The sequence below is a fragment of the Streptomyces sp. NPDC058464 genome, assembly GCF_042721035.1.
Classification (GTDB): Bacteria; Actinomycetota; Actinomycetes; order Streptomycetales; family Streptomycetaceae; genus Streptomyces.
On record NZ_JBHXMA010000027.1, the window covers coordinates 82,445 to 98,825 of the forward strand.

Annotated in this window: 11 protein-coding genes; 6 read left to right on the forward strand and 5 right to left on the reverse strand. The window is 69.9% G+C overall.

Annotation, left to right across the window (positions count from 1 at the left end; all coding sequences use genetic code 11):
* Positions 1 to 77: 77 nt before the first annotated feature.
* Positions 78 to 1,067, forward strand: a complete 990-nt coding sequence (gene holA / locus ACFWPQ_RS31770; protein ID WP_384042255.1) for a DNA polymerase III subunit delta — start codon at positions 78 to 80, stop codon at positions 1,065 to 1,067.
* A 254-nt stretch (positions 1,068 to 1,321) separates the two neighbouring features.
* Here the strand turns inward: holA and rpsT are convergent, their stop codons facing one another.
* The gene (gene rpsT / locus ACFWPQ_RS31775) at positions 1,322 to 1,588 is read right to left on the reverse strand and encodes a 30S ribosomal protein S20 (protein WP_089106790.1); all 267 of its coding nucleotides are present in this window, start codon (positions 1,586 to 1,588) and stop codon (positions 1,322 to 1,324) included.
* Between the two features lie 221 nt (positions 1,589 to 1,809).
* On the opposite strand from rpsT, the gene lepA reads away from it, so the two are divergent.
* Entirely contained in the window at positions 1,810 to 3,684 is a 1,875-nt protein-coding gene (gene lepA, locus ACFWPQ_RS31780) for a translation elongation factor 4 (RefSeq protein ID WP_384042259.1), read from the forward strand.
* 282 nt (positions 3,685 to 3,966) lie between these two features.
* Complete coding sequence (locus ACFWPQ_RS31785; protein WP_384042262.1) at positions 3,967 to 5,841, forward strand: AMP-dependent synthetase/ligase; 1,875 nt, start codon at positions 3,967 to 3,969, stop codon at positions 5,839 to 5,841.
* A 96-nt stretch (positions 5,842 to 5,937) separates the two neighbouring features.
* Here ACFWPQ_RS31785 and ACFWPQ_RS31790 read toward each other — a convergent pair whose 3' ends face one another.
* Positions 5,938 to 6,501, reverse strand: coding sequence for a two-component system response regulator (locus tag ACFWPQ_RS31790; RefSeq protein ID WP_384042264.1), 564 nt, complete (start codon positions 6,499 to 6,501; stop codon positions 5,938 to 5,940).
* A complete protein-coding gene (locus tag ACFWPQ_RS31795) occupies positions 6,498 to 10,619 on the reverse strand; it encodes a HAMP domain-containing protein (protein ID WP_384042267.1) in 4,122 nt (1,373 codons plus the stop codon). The genes ACFWPQ_RS31790 and ACFWPQ_RS31795 overlap by 4 nt, the downstream gene beginning before the upstream one ends.
* Positions 10,620 to 10,721: 102 nt before the next feature.
* On the opposite strand from ACFWPQ_RS31795, the gene ACFWPQ_RS31800 reads away from it, so the two are divergent.
* The 3 genes from ACFWPQ_RS31800 (at position 10,722) to ACFWPQ_RS31810 (ending at position 14,682) form a co-directional block, all read left to right on the forward strand.
* A complete protein-coding gene (locus tag ACFWPQ_RS31800; protein ID WP_384042270.1) occupies positions 10,722 to 12,707 on the forward strand; it encodes a SpoIIE family protein phosphatase in 1,986 nt (661 codons plus the stop codon).
* A 64-nt stretch (positions 12,708 to 12,771) separates the two neighbouring features.
* A complete protein-coding gene (hemW, locus tag ACFWPQ_RS31805) occupies positions 12,772 to 14,004 on the forward strand; it encodes a radical SAM family heme chaperone HemW (protein ID WP_384042274.1) in 1,233 nt (410 codons plus the stop codon).
* 99 nt (positions 14,005 to 14,103) lie between these two features.
* The gene (locus ACFWPQ_RS31810; protein WP_384042277.1) at positions 14,104 to 14,682 is read left to right on the forward strand and encodes a Uma2 family endonuclease; all 579 of its coding nucleotides are present in this window, start codon (positions 14,104 to 14,106) and stop codon (positions 14,680 to 14,682) included.
* Here ACFWPQ_RS31810 and ACFWPQ_RS31815 read toward each other — a convergent pair.
* Together ACFWPQ_RS31815 and ACFWPQ_RS31820 are read right to left on the reverse strand one after the other, a co-directional pair.
* Positions 14,660 to 15,475 carry a DUF3097 domain-containing protein gene (locus ACFWPQ_RS31815; RefSeq protein WP_384042280.1) on the reverse strand — a complete coding sequence of 272 codons (816 nt, stop codon included), beginning with the start codon at positions 15,473 to 15,475 and terminating at the stop codon, positions 14,660 to 14,662. The genes ACFWPQ_RS31810 and ACFWPQ_RS31815 overlap by 23 nt on opposite strands.
* 34 nt (positions 15,476 to 15,509) lie before the next feature.
* Positions 15,510 to 16,232 carry an MBL fold metallo-hydrolase gene (locus ACFWPQ_RS31820; RefSeq protein ID WP_384042283.1) on the reverse strand — a complete coding sequence of 241 codons (723 nt, stop codon included), beginning with the start codon at positions 16,230 to 16,232 and terminating at the stop codon, positions 15,510 to 15,512.
* Between the last annotated feature and the right edge of the window lie 149 nt (positions 16,233 to 16,381).

Consider the following 16,381-nt stretch of genomic DNA (forward strand, 5'->3'; position numbering starts at 1 on the left):
CGTAGGGGTGCGGGCGGCCCGGGGCGGGGAAGACGCGGCCGGACCCGTTGTCAGTGGGCCGTGGGATGCTTGGCGCGATGGCCAAGAAGACTGCTGATGACGATCCGCTTGCCCCGGTCACGCTGGCCGTGGGACAGGAGGACCTGCTGCTCGACCGTGCCGTGCAGCAGGTGGTGGCCGCCGCCCGGGCCGCCGACGCCGACACGGACGTACGGGACCTGAGCCCCGACCAGTTGCAGCCCGGCACACTCGCCGAGCTGACCAGCCCGTCGCTCTTCGCGGAGCGCAAGGTCGTGGTCGTACGCAACGCGCAGGACCTGTCCGCCGACACCGTCAAGGACGTGAAGGCGTACCTCGGGGCGCCCGCCGAGGAGATCACGCTCGTCCTGCTGCACGCGGGCGGGGTCAAGGGCAAGGCGCTGCTGGACGCGGCCCGCAAGGCGGGGGCCCGGGAGGTCACCTGCCCGAAGATGACCAAGCCGGCCGACCGGCTCGCGTTCGTACGCGGCGAGTTCCGGGCGCTCGGGCGGTCCGCCACGCCCGAGGCCTGTCAGGCGCTGGTCGACGCCATCGGCAGCGATCTCCGGGAGCTGGCGTCGGCTGTGACCCAGCTCGCCGCGGACGTCGAGGGGACCATCGACGAGGCCGTCGTCGGGCGGTACTACACCGGACGGGCCGAGGCGTCGAGCTTCACCGTCGCCGACAAGGCCGTCGAGGGACGGACCGCGGAGGCACTCGAGGCGCTCCGCTGGTCGCTGGCGACCGGAGTCGCGCCGGTACTGATCACCAGCGCGCTCGCCCAGGGCGTACGGGCCATCGGCAAGCTGTCCTCGGCGCGCGGCGGACGCCCCGCCGATCTCGCGCGCGAGCTGGGCATGCCCCCGTGGAAGATCGACCGGGTACGGCAGCAGATGCGGGGGTGGACGCCGGACGGGGTCGCGGTGGCGCTGCGGGCCGTCGCCGAGGCGGACGCGGGCGTGAAGGGCGGCGGGGACGATCCCGAGTACGCCCTGGAGAAGGCCGTGGTGACCATCGCGCGCGCGGCGCGGTCACGAGGCCGGGGGTAGCAAGAGCAAGGAAGCAAGAGCAGAGAAGCAAGAGCAGAGAAGCAAGAGCAGAGAAGAAGGGGGCGCGGGGGGCGCCCGGGCATGCCGAAGGCCCCGGTGCCCGCCCTGGGGAAGGGCGAGCCGCCGGGGCCTTCGGTTCAAGATGTCGATCGACGCCCGCGTGGCGAACGCAGGCCGCGCGTCGATCCTCTGGTGCCGGTCGGGGGCGGATGAGAGAGGGCCCGCCCGGGTCCTTCCGGCGTCAAATCAAGGGTTCAGCCCTTGAGGGAAGCAACCTTGGAAGCAAGCGCCGACTTCTTGTTGGCGGCCTGGTTCTTGTGGATGACGCCCTTCGAGACGGCCTTGTCGAGCGCACGCGCGGCAGCGCGCTGCAGCTCGGTGGCCTTCTCGACGTCACCCGCGGCAGCGGCCTCACGGGCCTTGCGGACCGCGGTCTTCAGGGAGGACTTGACGGCCTTGTTGCGCAGCCGAGCCTTCTCGTTGGTCTTGATCCGCTTGATCTGGGACTTGATGTTCGCCACGAAAGAGCCTTTTCAGGTTCTGGCACGGGGCCGCGAAGGTCCCGTGCCGATGATTTCTTGAAGTCGTGCCTCGCGCTGAGAGGGCATGAGACACAGCTGCCCACGTTACCAGCGAGCCGGACAATGGCCCAAACCGGTCCCCGGTCCCTCTCCATGGGACCATGGAGACTACGTATTGATCCGACCCGAGGCATAAGGCGCCTCAAGAGACAGGACCCTGCGTGCCCGCGACCCCTAACAATGTGCCCGAGCCGAGCCGTACCGCCCCGGCTCTGATCCGCAATTTCTGCATCATCGCGCACATCGACCACGGCAAGTCCACGCTCGCCGACCGGATGCTCCAGCTGACCGGAGTGGTCGAGCAGCGGCAGATGCGTGCTCAGTACCTCGACCGGATGGACATCGAGCGCGAGCGCGGTATCACGATCAAGTCCCAGGCGGTGCGTCTGCCCTGGGCCCCGACCGAGGGCCCGGACCAGGGCAGCACGCACATCCTCAACATGATCGACACCCCGGGGCACGTCGACTTCACCTATGAGGTCTCGCGGTCGCTGGCGGCCTGCGAGGGGACGGTCCTCCTCGTCGACGCCGCCCAGGGCATCGAGGCGCAGACCCTCGCCAACCTCTACCTGGCGATGGAGAACGACCTCACGATCATCCCCGTGCTCAACAAGATCGACCTGCCGGCGGCGCAGCCGGAGAAGTTCGCCGAGGAACTGGCGAACCTGGTCGGCTGCGAGCCGGACGACGTGCTGCGGGTCTCCGCCAAGACCGGCCTCGGCGTGGACGCCCTGCTGAACAAGGTCGTCAAGGAGATCCCGGCGCCGGTCGGCGTCGCCGACGCGCCCGCCCGCGCCATGATCTTCGACTCGGTCTACGACTCCTACCGCGGTGTCGTGACGTACGTCCGTGTCATCGACGGCCAGCTCAACAAGCGCGAGCGCATCAAGATGATGTCGACGGGCGCCACCCACGAGCTGCTGGAGATCGGCACCAACTCGCCGGAGATGCTGTCCGCCGACGGCCTCGGCGTCGGCGAGGTGGGTTATCTGATCACGGGTGTGAAGGACGTCCGGCAGTCCAAGGTCGGTGACACCGTCACCAGCCAGGTCAAGGGCGCCACCGAGGCGCTCGGCGGCTACAAGGACCCGAAGCCGATGGTCTTCTCCGGTCTGTATCCGCTGGACGGCTCCGACTACCCCGAGCTGCGCGAGGCCCTCGACAAGCTCCAGCTCAACGACGCCGCGCTCGTCTACGAGCCGGAGACCTCCGCCGCCCTCGGCTTCGGCTTCCGGGTCGGCTTCCTCGGTCTGCTGCACCTGGACGTGATCCGGGAGCGGCTGGAGCGCGAGTTCGGCCTCGACCTCATCGCGACCGCGCCGAACGTGGTCTACCGCGTGGTCATGGAGGACCGGACCGAGTTCACGGTCACCAACCCGAGCGAGTTCCCCGAGGGGAAGATCAACGAGGTGTACGAGCCCGTCGTACGGGCCACGATCCTCGCGCCGACCGAGTTCATCGGCTCGATCATGGAGCTGTGCCAGACGCGGCGCGGCACCCTGCTCGGGATGGACTACCTGTCCGAGGACCGGGTCGAGATCCGGTACACCCTGCCCCTCGCGGAGATCGTCTTCGACTTCTTCGACCAGCTGAAGTCGAAGACCCGCGGCTACGCCTCGCTGGACTACGAGCCCACCGGCGAGCAGACCTCCAGCCTGGTCAAGGTCGACATCCTGCTGCACGGCGACAAGGTCGACGCGTTCTCGGCGATCACCCACAAGGACGCGGCCTACGCGTACGGCGTGCGGCTCGTCGCCAAGCTGCGCGAGCTCATTCCGAGGCAGGCCTTCGAGGTGCCCATCCAGGCCGCCATCGGCTCCCGGGTCATCGCCCGCGAGACCATCCGCGCCATCCGCAAGGACGTCCTCGCCAAGTGCTACGGCGGTGACATCTCCCGTAAGCGGAAGCTGCTGGAGAAGCAGAAGGAAGGCAAGAAGCGGATGAAGATGGTGGGTTCCGTGGAGGTTCCGCAGGAGGCCTTCATCGCGGTGCTCTCCAGTGATGACAGCGCGGGATCGGCCAAGAGCAAGAAGTAACCGCGGGTAACAATCCGTCGCGGGCGCAAATCGGGTACAACGGGGGTCCGCCGTGCGAAAGTGCGGCGGACCCCTACGCGTGCGTAGCGTCGCTCTGCGTGGACCGTGCGGTGAAACAGACAGGCCGATGCCCCTTACGTACGGGCCGGTCGCGGCTTACTCTGATCCCTGCTCGATAGTTACTCGCGAGTTAAACAACCAGAAACACCAGCGCGAACCGCACCGTGAGTAAACCCCAGCCGCACTGAGCCAGCCGCACCGTCGCGGGCCCCGGAGGACGTCGTGACCGACACACAGACACTGATCGAGAACCGACCGCCGTCCGTGGCGGCCCTCTTCCTGGATCGCGTGGCGGCCACACCGGACGCCGAGGCCTACCGCTACCCGGTGCCCGCGGCCTCCGGTCAGGGCCCGGACGACTGGAAGTCGCTCAGCTGGGCGCAGGCGGCCGAACGGGTCTACGCGATCGCGGCCGGTCTCATCGAACTCGGCATCCAGCCCGAGCAGCGGGTCGCCCTCGCCGCCTCCACCCGCGTCGAGTGGATCCTCGCCGACCTCGGCATCCTGTGCGCCGGCGCCGCCACCACGACCGTCTACCCGCAGACCAACGCCGAGGAGTCGGCGTTCATCCTCTCCGACTCCGAGAGCCGTGTGCTGATCGCGGAGGACGCGGCACAGGTCGCCAAGGCCGTCGAGAAGCGCGCCGAGCTGCCCGAGCTCGTCCAGGTCGTCGTCATCGACCCGGCCGGCGTCGAGACCTCCGACTGGGTCGTCACCCTCGCCGAACTGGAGCAGCGCGGCGCGAAGTACCTGGAGAAGCACCCCGAGCTGATCAAGGAACGGGTCGGTGCGATCACCAAGGACCAGCTCGCCACCCTCATCTACACCTCCGGCACCACCGGCCGCCCCAAGGGCGTACGGCTGCCGCAGGACAACTGGTCGTACATGGCGAAGGCGATCGCCGCGACCGGGCTGATCAGCAGCGAGGACGTGCAGTACCTGTGGCTGCCGCTCGCCCACGTCTTCGGCAAGGTGCTCACCTCCGGGCAGATCGAGGTCGGTCACGTCACGGCCGTCGACGGCCGCGTCGACAAGATCATCGAGAATCTGCCGGTCGTGCAGCCGACGTACATGGCCGCCGTGCCGCGCATCTTCGAGAAGGTCTACAACGGCGTCGCGGCGAAGGCCCGGGCGGGCGGCGCCGCCAAGTACAAGATCTTCCAGTGGGCGGCCGAGGTCGCCCGCGAGTACGCCAAGGTCACCCAGGACAACTTCCGCCGCACCGGCGCCGCGACCGCGCCCTTCGGGCTCGCAGCCAAGCACAAGGTCGCCGACGGGCTCGTCTACTCCAAGCTGCGGGAAGCTTTCGGCGGGCGGCTGCGGGCCTGTGTCTCCGGGTCGGCCGCGCTGGCGCCCGAGATCGGCTACTTCTTCGCCGGCGCCGGCGTGCACATCCTGGAGGGCTACGGACTGACGGAGTCCTCCGCCGCGTCGTTCGTGAACCCCGGCGAGGCCTACCGCACCGGTACGGTCGGCAAGCCGCTGCCCGGCTGCGAGGTGCGGATCGCCGACGACGGGGAGATCCTGCTGCGCGGCCCCGGCATCATGCAGGGCTACCACGGGCTGCCCGAGAAGACGGCGGAGGTCCTGGAGGCCGACGGGTGGTTCCACACCGGTGACATCGGCGAGCTGTCCCCCGACGGCTACCTGCGGATCACCGACCGAAAGAAGGACCTCATCAAGACGTCCGGCGGCAAGTACATCGCGCCCGCCGAGGTCGAGGGACAGTTCAAGGCGGTCTGCCCCTACGTCTCCAACATCCTCGTGCACGGCGCCGACCGGAACTTCTGCACCGCCCTGATCGCCCTCGACGAGCTCGCGATCCTGGAGTGGGCCAAGGAGAACGGCCTGGACGGCAAGTCCTACGCCGAGGTGGTGGCCGCGCCGGTGACCGTCGAGATGGTCGACGGGTACGTCAAGCAGCTGAACGAAGGGCTGCAGAAGTGGCAGACCATCAAGAAGTTCCGGCTGCTGCCGAGGGACCTTGATGTGGAGCACGGGGAGATCACGCCGAGCCTGAAGCTGAAGAGGCCGGTTGTGGAGCGGGAGTACAAGCACCTCATCGACGAGATGTACGCGGGGACGCGCGAAGCGTAGGGGACGACGGGGGACTGCGCGGCGGCTGCGGATTCGTCGTGGCTTGCCGGGCAGTTCCTCCCCCAGCCTTCGGCCGGGGGTACCCCCAGCGCCCCTCTAGTAAGACCGCTCAGCCCTGCTCAGCAGTCGCCGTAGTTCCCTGGCTTCCTCCCTCAGCGTCGCCACGTCGACAGGTTCTTCCGACAACAGGTCTTCCATGGCTGTCAGCCGCTTGCCCAACTCGCCGAAATCCGCCTGTTCACGCGCCAGCAGTTCCTGCAACTGCTGGTTCTTTCTGTGCAGTTCCAGGAAGACGTTGACCTTCGCCCGCAGCACCCACGGATCGAACGGTTTCGTCAGGTAGTCCGCCGCGCCCGTCGCGTAGCCGCGGAACGTGTACCCGGCGTCCTCCTCCGCTCCCGTCAGGAAGATGATCGGGACGTCTTTCGTCTGGTCGAGGCGTTTGATGTTCGCGGCTGTTTCGAAGCCGTCCATACCCGGCATGCGGATGTCGAGGAGGACCACGGCGAAGCGGCGGCGCAGCAGGGCCTTCATCGCCTCCTCGCCGGAGCGCGCCCGGACGATCGGCTCGTTCAGCGACCCCAGAACGGCTTCCAGTGCGATCAGGTTGTCCTCCATGTCGTCGACCAGGAGGATGCCGGCACGCTCGTCGGCGGTCATTGCTCCGTCCCTTCGCCGTCGGCCGTCTCGTCGTTCCGGGTGCTGTCGGGATCCAGGAGTGCGCAGACGACGGTGAGGAGCCGGTCGACGTCCACCGGCTTGGGTACGTAGTCGTTGGCGCCGCGTGCGATGGACTTCTCCCGGTCGCCCGGCATCGCCTTCGCGGTGAGGGCGACGATCGGCAGGCCGGTCCAGCGGGGGGCGCGGCGTATGGCCGCGATGGTCTCGTGGCCGTCCATCTCCGGCATCATGATGTCCATCAGGACGAGTTCGACGTCAGGGTTCCGTTCCAGGGTCTCGATGCCCTCCCGGCCGTTCTCCGCGTACAGCACCGGCATGCCGACGCGGCCCAGGACGTGGGTGAGGGCGAAGACGTTGCGGATGTCGTCGTCGATGATCAGGACGCGGCGGCCGGGGAGTACGCGGCCCGCGCGGCCGGTCTGCCACTCCTCGAGCCTGGTCGGGGTGGGCCAGGAGTCCTCCGGGTCAGGGCCGGTGGCCGGTGCGGGGCCGAGGGGCGGCCCGGCGTGGGGCTGCGGGGCCGGGCCGGGGGCCGTGTGGCCGGGGCTGACGACCGGGACGTACAGCGTGAACGTCGAGCCCTGGCCCGGTTCGCTCTCGGCGACGATCCGGCCGCCCAGCAGGCCGGCGATCTCCCGGCTGATGGACAGGCCGAGGCCGGTGCCGCCGTACTTGCGGTTCGTGGTGCCGTCGGCCTGCTGGAACGCCTCGAAGATGACCGGGAGCTTCTCGGCGGCGATCCCGATGCCGGTGTCCGACACCTCGAAGGCGATCACCTCGTCGCTGTCGCGGACGTAGTGGTGCTCGGGGTCCTTCACCCGCCGCACCCGCAGCTCCACCCGGCCCTTGGCGGTGAACTTGATCGCGTTGGAGACCAGGTTGCGCAGGATCTGCTGGAGGCGTTGTTCGTCCGAGTACATCTCGCGCGGCACGTCCTCGCCGACGGTCACCTCGAAGGCCAGGCCCCGGTCCAGGGTCAGCGGGCGGAAGGTCGCGTGGACGTAGTCGAGGAGTTTGATCAGGGGGAGGCGCTTGGGGCGTACGTCCATCCGGCCGGCCTCGATCTTCGACAGGTCCAGGATGTCGTTGATGAGCTGGAGCAGGTCCGAGCCGGAGCGGTGGATCGTCGTCGCGAACTGGACCTCCTGGTCGGAGAGACGGCCGTCCGGGTTGTCGGACAGCAGTCGGGCCAGAATCAACAACGAGTTCAGCGGAGTGCGCAGTTCGTGGGACATGTTCGCCAGGAACTCCGACTTGTACTGGGAAGAGGTCGCCAGGAGGGCGGCTTTCTCCTCCAGTTCCGCGTTCGAGCGCTGCAGTTCCGCCTGTTGTTTCTGAAGTTCGTCCGAACGTTCCTGGAGCTGCATCGCCAGCCGTTGTGACTCGCCGAGCAGGGACTCCGTGCGGGAGTTGGCGATGATCGTGTTGATCGCGACGCCGATGGTGTTGACGAACTGGTCGAAGAACGCGAGGTGGACGTCGGAGAAGCGGGAGAAGGAGGCCAGTTCGATGATGCCGAGGAGTTTGTCCTCGAAGAGGATCGGGATGATGACGATCGTCGTGGGCGCGGCTTCGCCGAGGCCGCTGTTGATCTTGATGTAGTCCCGCGGTGTCTCCTCGACGAGGATCCGTTTCTTCTCGCGGGCCGCCTGGCGGACCAGGCCGTGCACCGGGAGGCCGCCGGTCTCGACCGTCGCGTCCTGCGCGGAGCCGTAGCCGGCGATGAACGCGAGGCCCTTCGCCGGTACGGCCGTGCGCACGGCGGCGCCGTCCTCGTCCGGGTCGGCCAGGAAGAACGCGCCGTACTGGGCGTTCACCAGCGGGGTCAGCTCGCGCAGGATGAGGTCGGCGACCTCCATCAGGTCCCGGTGACCTTGCATGAGGGCGGCGAGCCGGGCCAGGTTGGACTCCAGCCAGTCCTTCGCGCGGGTCGTCTCGCGCAGGTTGGCCACCATCAGGTTGATGTTGTCCTTGAGCTCGGCGACCTCGCCGCGGGTCTCGACCGTGATCGAGCGGGACATGTCGCCCTGTGCCACAGCGGAGGCCACCTCGGCGATCGCGCGGACCTGGGTGGTGAGGTTGAGCGCGAGCTCGTTCACGTTGGTCGTCAGGCGCTTCCAGGTACCGTAGACGCCCTCCACGCGGGCCTGGCCGCCCAGCCGGCCGTCGGAGCCCACCTCGCGGGCCACCCGGGTCACCTCGGAGGAGAACGAGGACAGGGTGTCGACCATCGTGTTGATGGTGGTCTTCAGCTCCAGGATCTCGCCGCGCGCGTCCACGTCGATCTTCCGCGACAGGTCGCCCTGGGCGACGGCGGTCGCCACCTGCGCGATGTTGCGCACCTGCGAGGTGAGGTTGTCGGCCATGTAGTTGACGTTGTCGGTCAGGTCCCGCCAGACCCCGGAGACGCCGAGCACCTGGGCGCGGCCGCCCAGCCGGCCGTCGGTGCCGACCTCGCGGGCCACGCGGGTCACCTCGTCGGCGAAGGCCCGCAGTTGTTCCACCATCGTGTTGACGGTGTCCTTCAGTTCGAGGATCTCGCCGCGCGCGTCGACGGTGATCTTCTTGGAGAGGTCGCCGTTGGCGACGGCCGTCGTCACCTGGGCGATGTTGCGGACCTGGGACGTCAGGTTCAGTGCCATGAAGTTGACGTTGTCCGTCAGTTCTTTCCAGACCCCGGAGACGCCTCTGACCTGCGCCTGACCGCCGAGGTTTCCTTCGGTGCCGACTTCGCGGGCCACGCGCGTGACTTCGTCGGCGAAGGCGGACAGCTGGTCCACCATCGTGTTGATCGTCGACTTCAGTTCAAGAATCTCGCCTTTCGCCTCCACCGTGATCTTCTTGCCGAGGTCGCCCTGGGCGACGGCCGTGGAGACCAGGGCGATGTTGCGGACCTGGGACGTCAGGTTGTCGGCCATGAAGTTGACGTTGTCCGTCAGGTCCTTCCAGACGCCCGAGACGCCTCTGACCTGTGCCCGGCCGCCGAGGTTTCCTTCGGTGCCGACTTCGCGGGCCACGCGCGTGACTTCGCCGGCGAAGGCGGACAGCTGGTCCACCATCGTGTTGATGGTTGATTTCAGTTCAAGAATCTCGCCCTGCGCGTCGACGGTGATCTTCTGTGAGAGGTCGCCGTTGGCGACGGCCGTCGTCACCTGGGCGATGTTGCGGACCTGGGAGGTCAGGTTCGAGGCCATGAAGTTGACGTTGTCGGTGAGGTCCTTCCAGACGCCGGAGACCCCCCGTACCTGGGCGCGGCCGCCCAGCCTGCCCTCCGTGCCGACCTCGCGGGCCACGCGGGTCACCTCGTCGGCGAACGCGGACAGCTGGTCGACCATGGTGTTGACGGTGAGCTTCAGCTCCAGCAGCTCACCGGTCGCCTCGACGGTCACCGTGCGGGTCAGGTCGCCGCGCGCCACGGCCGTCGTCACCAGGGCGATGTCACGGACCTGCGCGGTCAGCCGGGACGCCATGGTGTTCACGGCCTCGGTGACGTCCCGCCAGCTGCCGGACAGGCCCTGCACCTTGGCCCGGCCGCCGAGCCGCCCCTCGGTGCCGACCTCGCGCGCGACCCGGGTCACCTCGCCGGTGAACAGGGACAGCTGGTCGACCATCGTGTTGACCGCGCGGGCGAGTCTGCGCAGATCGCCGCGCAACTGCCGGCTGCCGTCGTGCAGATCGACCCGCTGGGTCAGGTCGCCGCCGGCCACCGCGTCCAGCACGCGAGTGGCGTTCGCCGCCGGCGCGACCAGGGCGTCGAGGACCTGGTTGACGTCGTTGACCCGGGACGTCCAGGCGCCCTGGCCGGGGCTGGCCGACAGCCGCTCGTCCAGGCGGCCGTGGCGCACCAGCTCGCGCTTCACGCGTCGTACCTCGGTGTTGAAGTGGATGCCGCGGTCCATGATCTGGTTGAAGACCGCGGTGAGTTCGGCGACGATCCCCTCCCCGGTGGTGCCGTCGGCCCCGGTCTCCGGGACTTTCGTGAAGTCGCCGTCGCGGGCGGCGGTCATCGCGGCGAGCAGTGGGCGCAGTGCGGATGCTCGGAGTTGTTCCGTTTTCTGTCCGTCTTCGAGCACACGCGTAGCACTGTTCTCACTCATGGCGGCCCACTTCGGTAACTCGGTGCTTATGGGCGCAGTCAGTCTGTCACTCTGTCCGCATCGATCGGGATGTATTCGTCCGAACTGCTCGGGGAGCTGGACATGGGGGCCATACCCACGCAACGGGAGACCGTCTCCCGGGTCCGTGAGGCGCCTGCGCACGACGCGGCGCCCGCGCACGACACCGCGGGCCCGCGAGCGCAGGGGCGCGCGACCCTGCCCGGAAGCCCCCTCGCGCCCGGTTCCGCCCGCGCCCTGGTGCGCGCCTCCCTCGACGAATGGACCGACTGCGGACTTCTCCGTCCGGAGCAGCAGCGGGTCGCCGAGGACGCCATGGTCGTCGTCAGCGAACTCGTCACCAACGCCGTCGTGCACGCCGGTACGGACGTCGAGGTCGACTGGTGGCTGGAGACACAGGAGGAGACGGCGTTCGTCGTCGAGGTCACCGACCACCATCCCTCCCGGGCGCCCCGCGACCACCCGGGCGAGACGCCGTACGAGACACCGGAGTTCGGGCGCGGGCTGCGTCTGGTCGCCTCGCTCGCCGAGTCCTGGGGGGTGACGTACCGCACCGGCGCGAAGTCGGTGTGGGCGCGGCTGACCGGCCGCGGCGGCACGCTCCCCGACGAGCAGCAGCTGAAGGTCGCCGAGATCCTCGCCCCCGAGCCACCCGCACCTCCACAGGCGCACACGCACACGCACACGTACGCGCACGCGCACGGGGCCGCGGCGGAGGGCGGCGCATGCTCCCACCGGCCCGAACGCGACCGGGACTGGCTCAACCGGGGCGCGCTGTCCTTCCTCGCGGAGGCCTCCGACCTTCTCGCCGGGCAGCTCGACGAGAACCTGGTGGCCGCGCTCACCGGCCAGCTGATCGTGCCGCGGCTCGCCGACTGGTGCGCGGTGTGGCTGGAGGACGAGGCGACCGGGCGCGGGGGCGGCTGGGGCGACCCCGCCGGCGCGGGCGGCCCGCGGCTGGCCCGGGTCTGGCACGGCAGCGAGAACCGCATCGAGGAACTGCGCCGCGCCCTGGAGAAGGACCCGCCGTGCGCGCAGAGCGGCTTACGGTCCGGGCCCGAGCCGTATCCCTGGCCCGGCGCGGCGCTCGGCCCGCAGGGCGTCATCGGCTCGGCGCTCGCCTACCGGCTGATCGCGGGCGGCCGCCCGCTCGGCACACTCGTCATCGGACGCTCCGGCCCGGACGGCTTCCCCGACGAGATCACCGGCCTGGTGGAGGACTTCGGCCGCCGGGTCGCCCTCGCCATCGGCGCGGCCCGCCAGTACGCCCGCCAGGCCACCATCAGCGCCGTACTCCAGCGCGGGCTGCTGCCCGGCGCGGTCGCCGAGATCCCGGGCGTGAGCAGCGCGCTCGTCTACGAACCCTGCGACAAGGGCGGCCCCAGCGGCGACTTCTACGACCTCTTCCCGGCCGGCGACGGCCGCTGGTGCTTCGCCGTCGGCGACGTCCAGGGCAAGGGGCCCGAGGCCGCCGTCGTCATCGGCCTCGCCCGGCCCTGGCTGCGGCTCCTCGCCCGCGAGGGGTACCGGGTCGCCGACGTCCTCGACCGCCTCAACCAGCTCCTCCTCGACGACGCCACCGAGGCCGCCGACGCCGCCGCCCGCGCCCTGGTCGCCGCCGGCGGCCGCCCCACGCCGCCCGGCGACGGCCCGCAGACCCGTTTCCTCTCCCTCCTCTACGGCGAACTCACCCCCCTCGACGGCGGCGGCATCCGCTGCACCCTCGCCTCCGCGGGGCACCCGCTGCCGCTGCTCCTCGGCCCCGACGGCGAGGTCCGCACCGCCGCCCGGCCGCAGACCCTGCTCGGGGTCGTCGAGGACGAGACGTACACCAGCGAGACGATCGAGCTCGCGCCCGGCGACAGCCTGCTGTGCGTGACCGACGGGGTCACCGAGCGGCGCTCCGGCAGCCGCCAGTTCGACGACGGCGACGGGCTCGCCCGGGCCCTCGCCGGCTGCGCGGGGCTGAGCGCCGACCTGATCGCCGAACGCATCAGACGGCTCGTCCACGAGTTCGGCGGCGGACAGCCGGAGGACGACCTGGCGCTGCTGGTCCTCCAGGCGGAGTGACCGGGGCCGTACAGGAAAGTCGTACGGGAAATCGGTGCGGGACGAGTACGGGACAATGGGGGACATGCCTTCCGCACTTCCCGACGGCGAGCCGGTTCCGGACGACGGCGCGCTGCCCGCGTCCGCGCTCGCCGGAGCCGCCGCCCGCCCCCTCGGGTTCTACCTGCACGTCCCCTACTGCGCGACCCGCTGCGGCTACTGCGACTTCAACACGTACACGGCGACCGAGCTGCGCGGCACCGGCGGTGTCCTCGCCTCCCGAGACAACTACGCGGACACCCTGACCGACGAGGTCAGGCTGGCGCGGAAGGTCCTCGGCGACGACCCGCGCGAGGTGCGCACGGTGTTCGTGGGCGGCGGTACGCCGACGCTGCTGGCCGCCGCCGATCTCGTACGGATGCTGCACGCGATCCGCGACGAGTTCGGGCTCGCGGCCGACGCGGAGGTGACGACGGAGGCGAACCCGGAGTCCGTCGACCCCGCGTATCTGGCGGCCCTGCGGGAGGGCGGCTTCAACCGGATCTCCTTCGGCATGCAGAGCGCCCGGCAGCACGTGCTGCGGGTCCTCGACCGGACGCACACCCCCGGACGTCCCGAGGCGTGCGTCGCGGAGGCCCGCGCGGCCGGCTTCGAGCACGTGAACCTCGACCTGATCTACGGCACCCCGGGCGAGTCCGACGACGACTGGCGGGCCTCGCTGGACGCGGCGATCGGGGCCGGTCCCGACCATGTGTCGGCGTACGCGCTGATCGTCGAGGAGGGCACGCAGCTGGCCCGCCGGATCCGCCGGGGCGAGGTCCCGATGACCGACGACGACGTCCATGCCGACCGCTACCTGATCGCCGACTCGGTGCTGGCCGGGGCGGGTTTCGACTGGTACGAGGTGTCCAACTGGGCGACCTCCGAGGCCGGCCGCTGCCTGCACAACGAGCTGTACTGGCGGGGCGCCGACTGGTGGGGCGCCGGGCCCGGGGCGCACTCGCACGTGGGGGGCGTGCGGTGGTGGAACGTCAAGCATCCGGGGGCGTACGCGGCGGCGCTGGCGTCCGGACGGTCGCCGGGCGCCGGTCGCGAGGTCCTGACGGACGAGGACCGGCGGGTGGAGCGGATCCTGCTGGAGCTGCGGCTGCGCGAGGGGGTGCCGCTGGCGCTCCTGAAGGAGGAGGGGCTGGCGGCTTCGCGGCGGGCGCTGGGGGAGGGGCTGCTGGAGGCCGGGCCGTACGAGGAGGGGCGGGCCGTGCTGACGTTGCGGGGGCGGTTGCTGGCGGATGCGGTGGTGCGGGATCTGGTGGACTGATCACTCCCGAGGGTGAATCACTACGAAACGGGGGTTCGGTCCCTAACCTGGTTCGTAGGCTGCCGCCAAAAGGACGCGGCGGATGTGGAGGCCACGGAGATGACCGCTGTGGACGAACGCGACATGACCAGGTACCTCGAGGAGCTTGAGCCTCCCGAGGGCGTCAAGGTCGAGCTTCTCCGGGGGGTAATCGTGATGATGGCCAGCCCTGACATCGTGCACAACATGATCGTCGCCGATGTGCAGGACCAGATTCCGCGATCGCGCTGGTCTCGCCTTCAGACTCAGGACGTCGACATCCTGAATGAGGCCAGTGAGCCGGTACCGGACCTGGTGGTCGTCGAGCGGAGCCTGCTGCCTGACTCAGGCCGACTGCTGCCGTCCCAGCTGGTCACCATGGTTGTCGAGGTCGTTTCCAAGTCCAGCGTTCATCAGGACTATGTGGTCAAGAGGTCGATCTACGCGGCGGGCAGGGTGCCTGTGTATCTCGTACTCGACCCGATCATGGCGCAGTGCGTCCTGCTGACGAGGCCGGAGGGCCAAGGCGAGGATGCCAACTATCTGACGCAACAGATCACCAAGTTCGGGGACCCGGTGATGCTGGAGGCCCTGGGAGTCGAACTGGACACGAGCGACTTCGGAACCTTCCCCGACGTCAGGCCCCACCGCTACCCGTGACGAAGTCGATCAGTTCCTCCACCCGCCCCAGCAGCTCCGGCTCCAGGTCCTTGTAGGAGCTCACGCGCGCGAGGATCGCCTGCCATACCGCACCCGTGTTGTCCGTGGGCCAGCCGAGGGCCCGGCACACGCCTGTCTTCCAGTCCTGGCCGTGCGGGACGCGGGGCCAGGAGTCGATGCCCAGGGAGGACGGCTTCACGGCCTCCCAGATGTCGATGTACGGATGGCCGACGACCAGGGCGTGGTCGCTGGTGACCGACCGGGCGATGCGCCACTCCTTGGTGCCGGGGAGCAGGTGGTCGACGAGGACGCCGAGGCGGGCGTCGGGGCCGGGGGCGAATTCGGCCACGATGGCGGGGAGGTCGTCGACGCCCTCCAGGTACTCCACCACCACGCCCTCGATGCGCAGGTCGTCGCCCCAGACCTTCTCGACCAGCTCCGCGTCGTGGCGGCCCTCCACGTAGATGCGGCCCGCGCGGGCGACACGCGCGCGTGCGCCGGGGACGGCGACCGAGCCGGAGGCGGTGCGGGAAGGACGTACGGGGGCGGTCGGGGCCGGGCGTACGAGGGTGACCACGCGGCCCTCCAGGAGGAAGCCGCGCGGCTCCAGCGGGAAGACGCGGTGTTTGCCGAAGCGGTCCTCCAGGGTGACCGTGCCCGCCTCGCAGCGGATCACCGCGCCGCAGAAACCGGTACCGGGCTCCTCCACCACCAGACCGGGCTCGGCGGCCACCTCGGGCACCGGCTTCGGCTTCTTCCACGGCGGGGTCAGATCGGCGGAGTACTGGCGCATTCGGATGACGATAGGAGAAGCCGGGACGGCGTGGTCACGACACGCCGAAGCGGGCCGCCAGGGTGTCGCGTTGCGCCCGGACGAACGCCGCGTCCACCACCGCTCCGTGACCGGGCACGTACCGGGCGCGTTCGCCGCCGAGCGCCAGGAGGCGGTCCAGGGCCGCGGGCCAGCGGGACGGTACGGCGTCGGGGCCGGCCTGGGGATCGCCGGACTCCTCCACCAGGTCGCCGCAGAACACCACCTCGGGGTCGCCGGGGACCAGGACGGCGAGATCGTGGGCGGTGTGGCCGGGGCCCACGTTGGCCAGCAGGGCCTGGCGGCCGTCGCCGAGGTCGAGGGTCCACTCGCCGGAGACCAGATGACGGGGGAGGGGGAGGGCGTCGGCCGCCTCCTCGGCCTCGGGGGCGGGGAGACCGTTGCGGACCGCGTCCAGGCGGAGCGCCTCGTGGTCGTAGGCGAAGACGGCCTCGGTGCCCACCGCCGCGTACAGGTTCGCGCCCGCGAAGGCGGCCGCGCCGAAGACGTGGTCGAAATGCGGATGGGTGAGCGCGAGATGGGTCACACGGCGGTCGGCGAGCGCCTGCGCCTCCATGCGCAACCGTGCGCCCTCCGCCAGGCTCGAGCCGGCGTCCACCATCAGGGCCGTGCCCGCGCCGAGAACCAGACCGGCCGTGCAGTCCCAGCCCGGCAGCCGGCACCGGCCGACGCCTTCGGCCACCCGCTCCCAGCCCAGCTCTTCCCAAGTCACCGTCATGCCGCGACGCTAGCCGTAGAACGCCATGGGTCCTGACCGACCTTGCCCAGTCAGTACCCCACGGCCGTACACTGGGCCGGGGATGCTGGCACTCGCGTTCGCAGAGTGCCAGACGAAAGACCCGAAGGACCCGAAAGGCCGCGGGACGA

Excerpts from the sequence above, each read along its gene's own strand:
- holA (WP_384042255.1), top strand. The coding sequence starts at position 78 with ATGGCCAAGAAGACTGCTGATGACGATCCGCTTGCCCCGGTCACGCTG.
- hemW (WP_384042274.1), top strand. The coding sequence starts at position 12,772 with ATGCCTTCCGCACTTCCCGACGGCGAGCCGGTTCCGGACGACGGCGCG.
- ACFWPQ_RS31790 (WP_384042264.1), bottom strand. The coding sequence starts at position 6,501 with ATGACCGCCGACGAGCGTGCCGGCATCCTCCTGGTCGACGACATGGAG.
- ACFWPQ_RS31820 (WP_384042283.1), bottom strand. The coding sequence starts at position 16,232 with ATGACGGTGACTTGGGAAGAGCTGGGCTGGGAGCGGGTGGCCGAAGGC.
- ACFWPQ_RS31795 (WP_384042267.1), bottom strand. The coding sequence starts at position 10,619 with ATGAGTGAGAACAGTGCTACGCGTGTGCTCGAAGACGGACAGAAAACG.
- ACFWPQ_RS31800 (WP_384042270.1), top strand. The coding sequence starts at position 10,722 with ATGGGGGCCATACCCACGCAACGGGAGACCGTCTCCCGGGTCCGTGAG.
- ACFWPQ_RS31815 (WP_384042280.1), bottom strand. The coding sequence starts at position 15,475 with ATGCGCCAGTACTCCGCCGATCTGACCCCGCCGTGGAAGAAGCCGAAG.
- ACFWPQ_RS31810 (WP_384042277.1), top strand. The coding sequence starts at position 14,104 with ATGACCGCTGTGGACGAACGCGACATGACCAGGTACCTCGAGGAGCTT.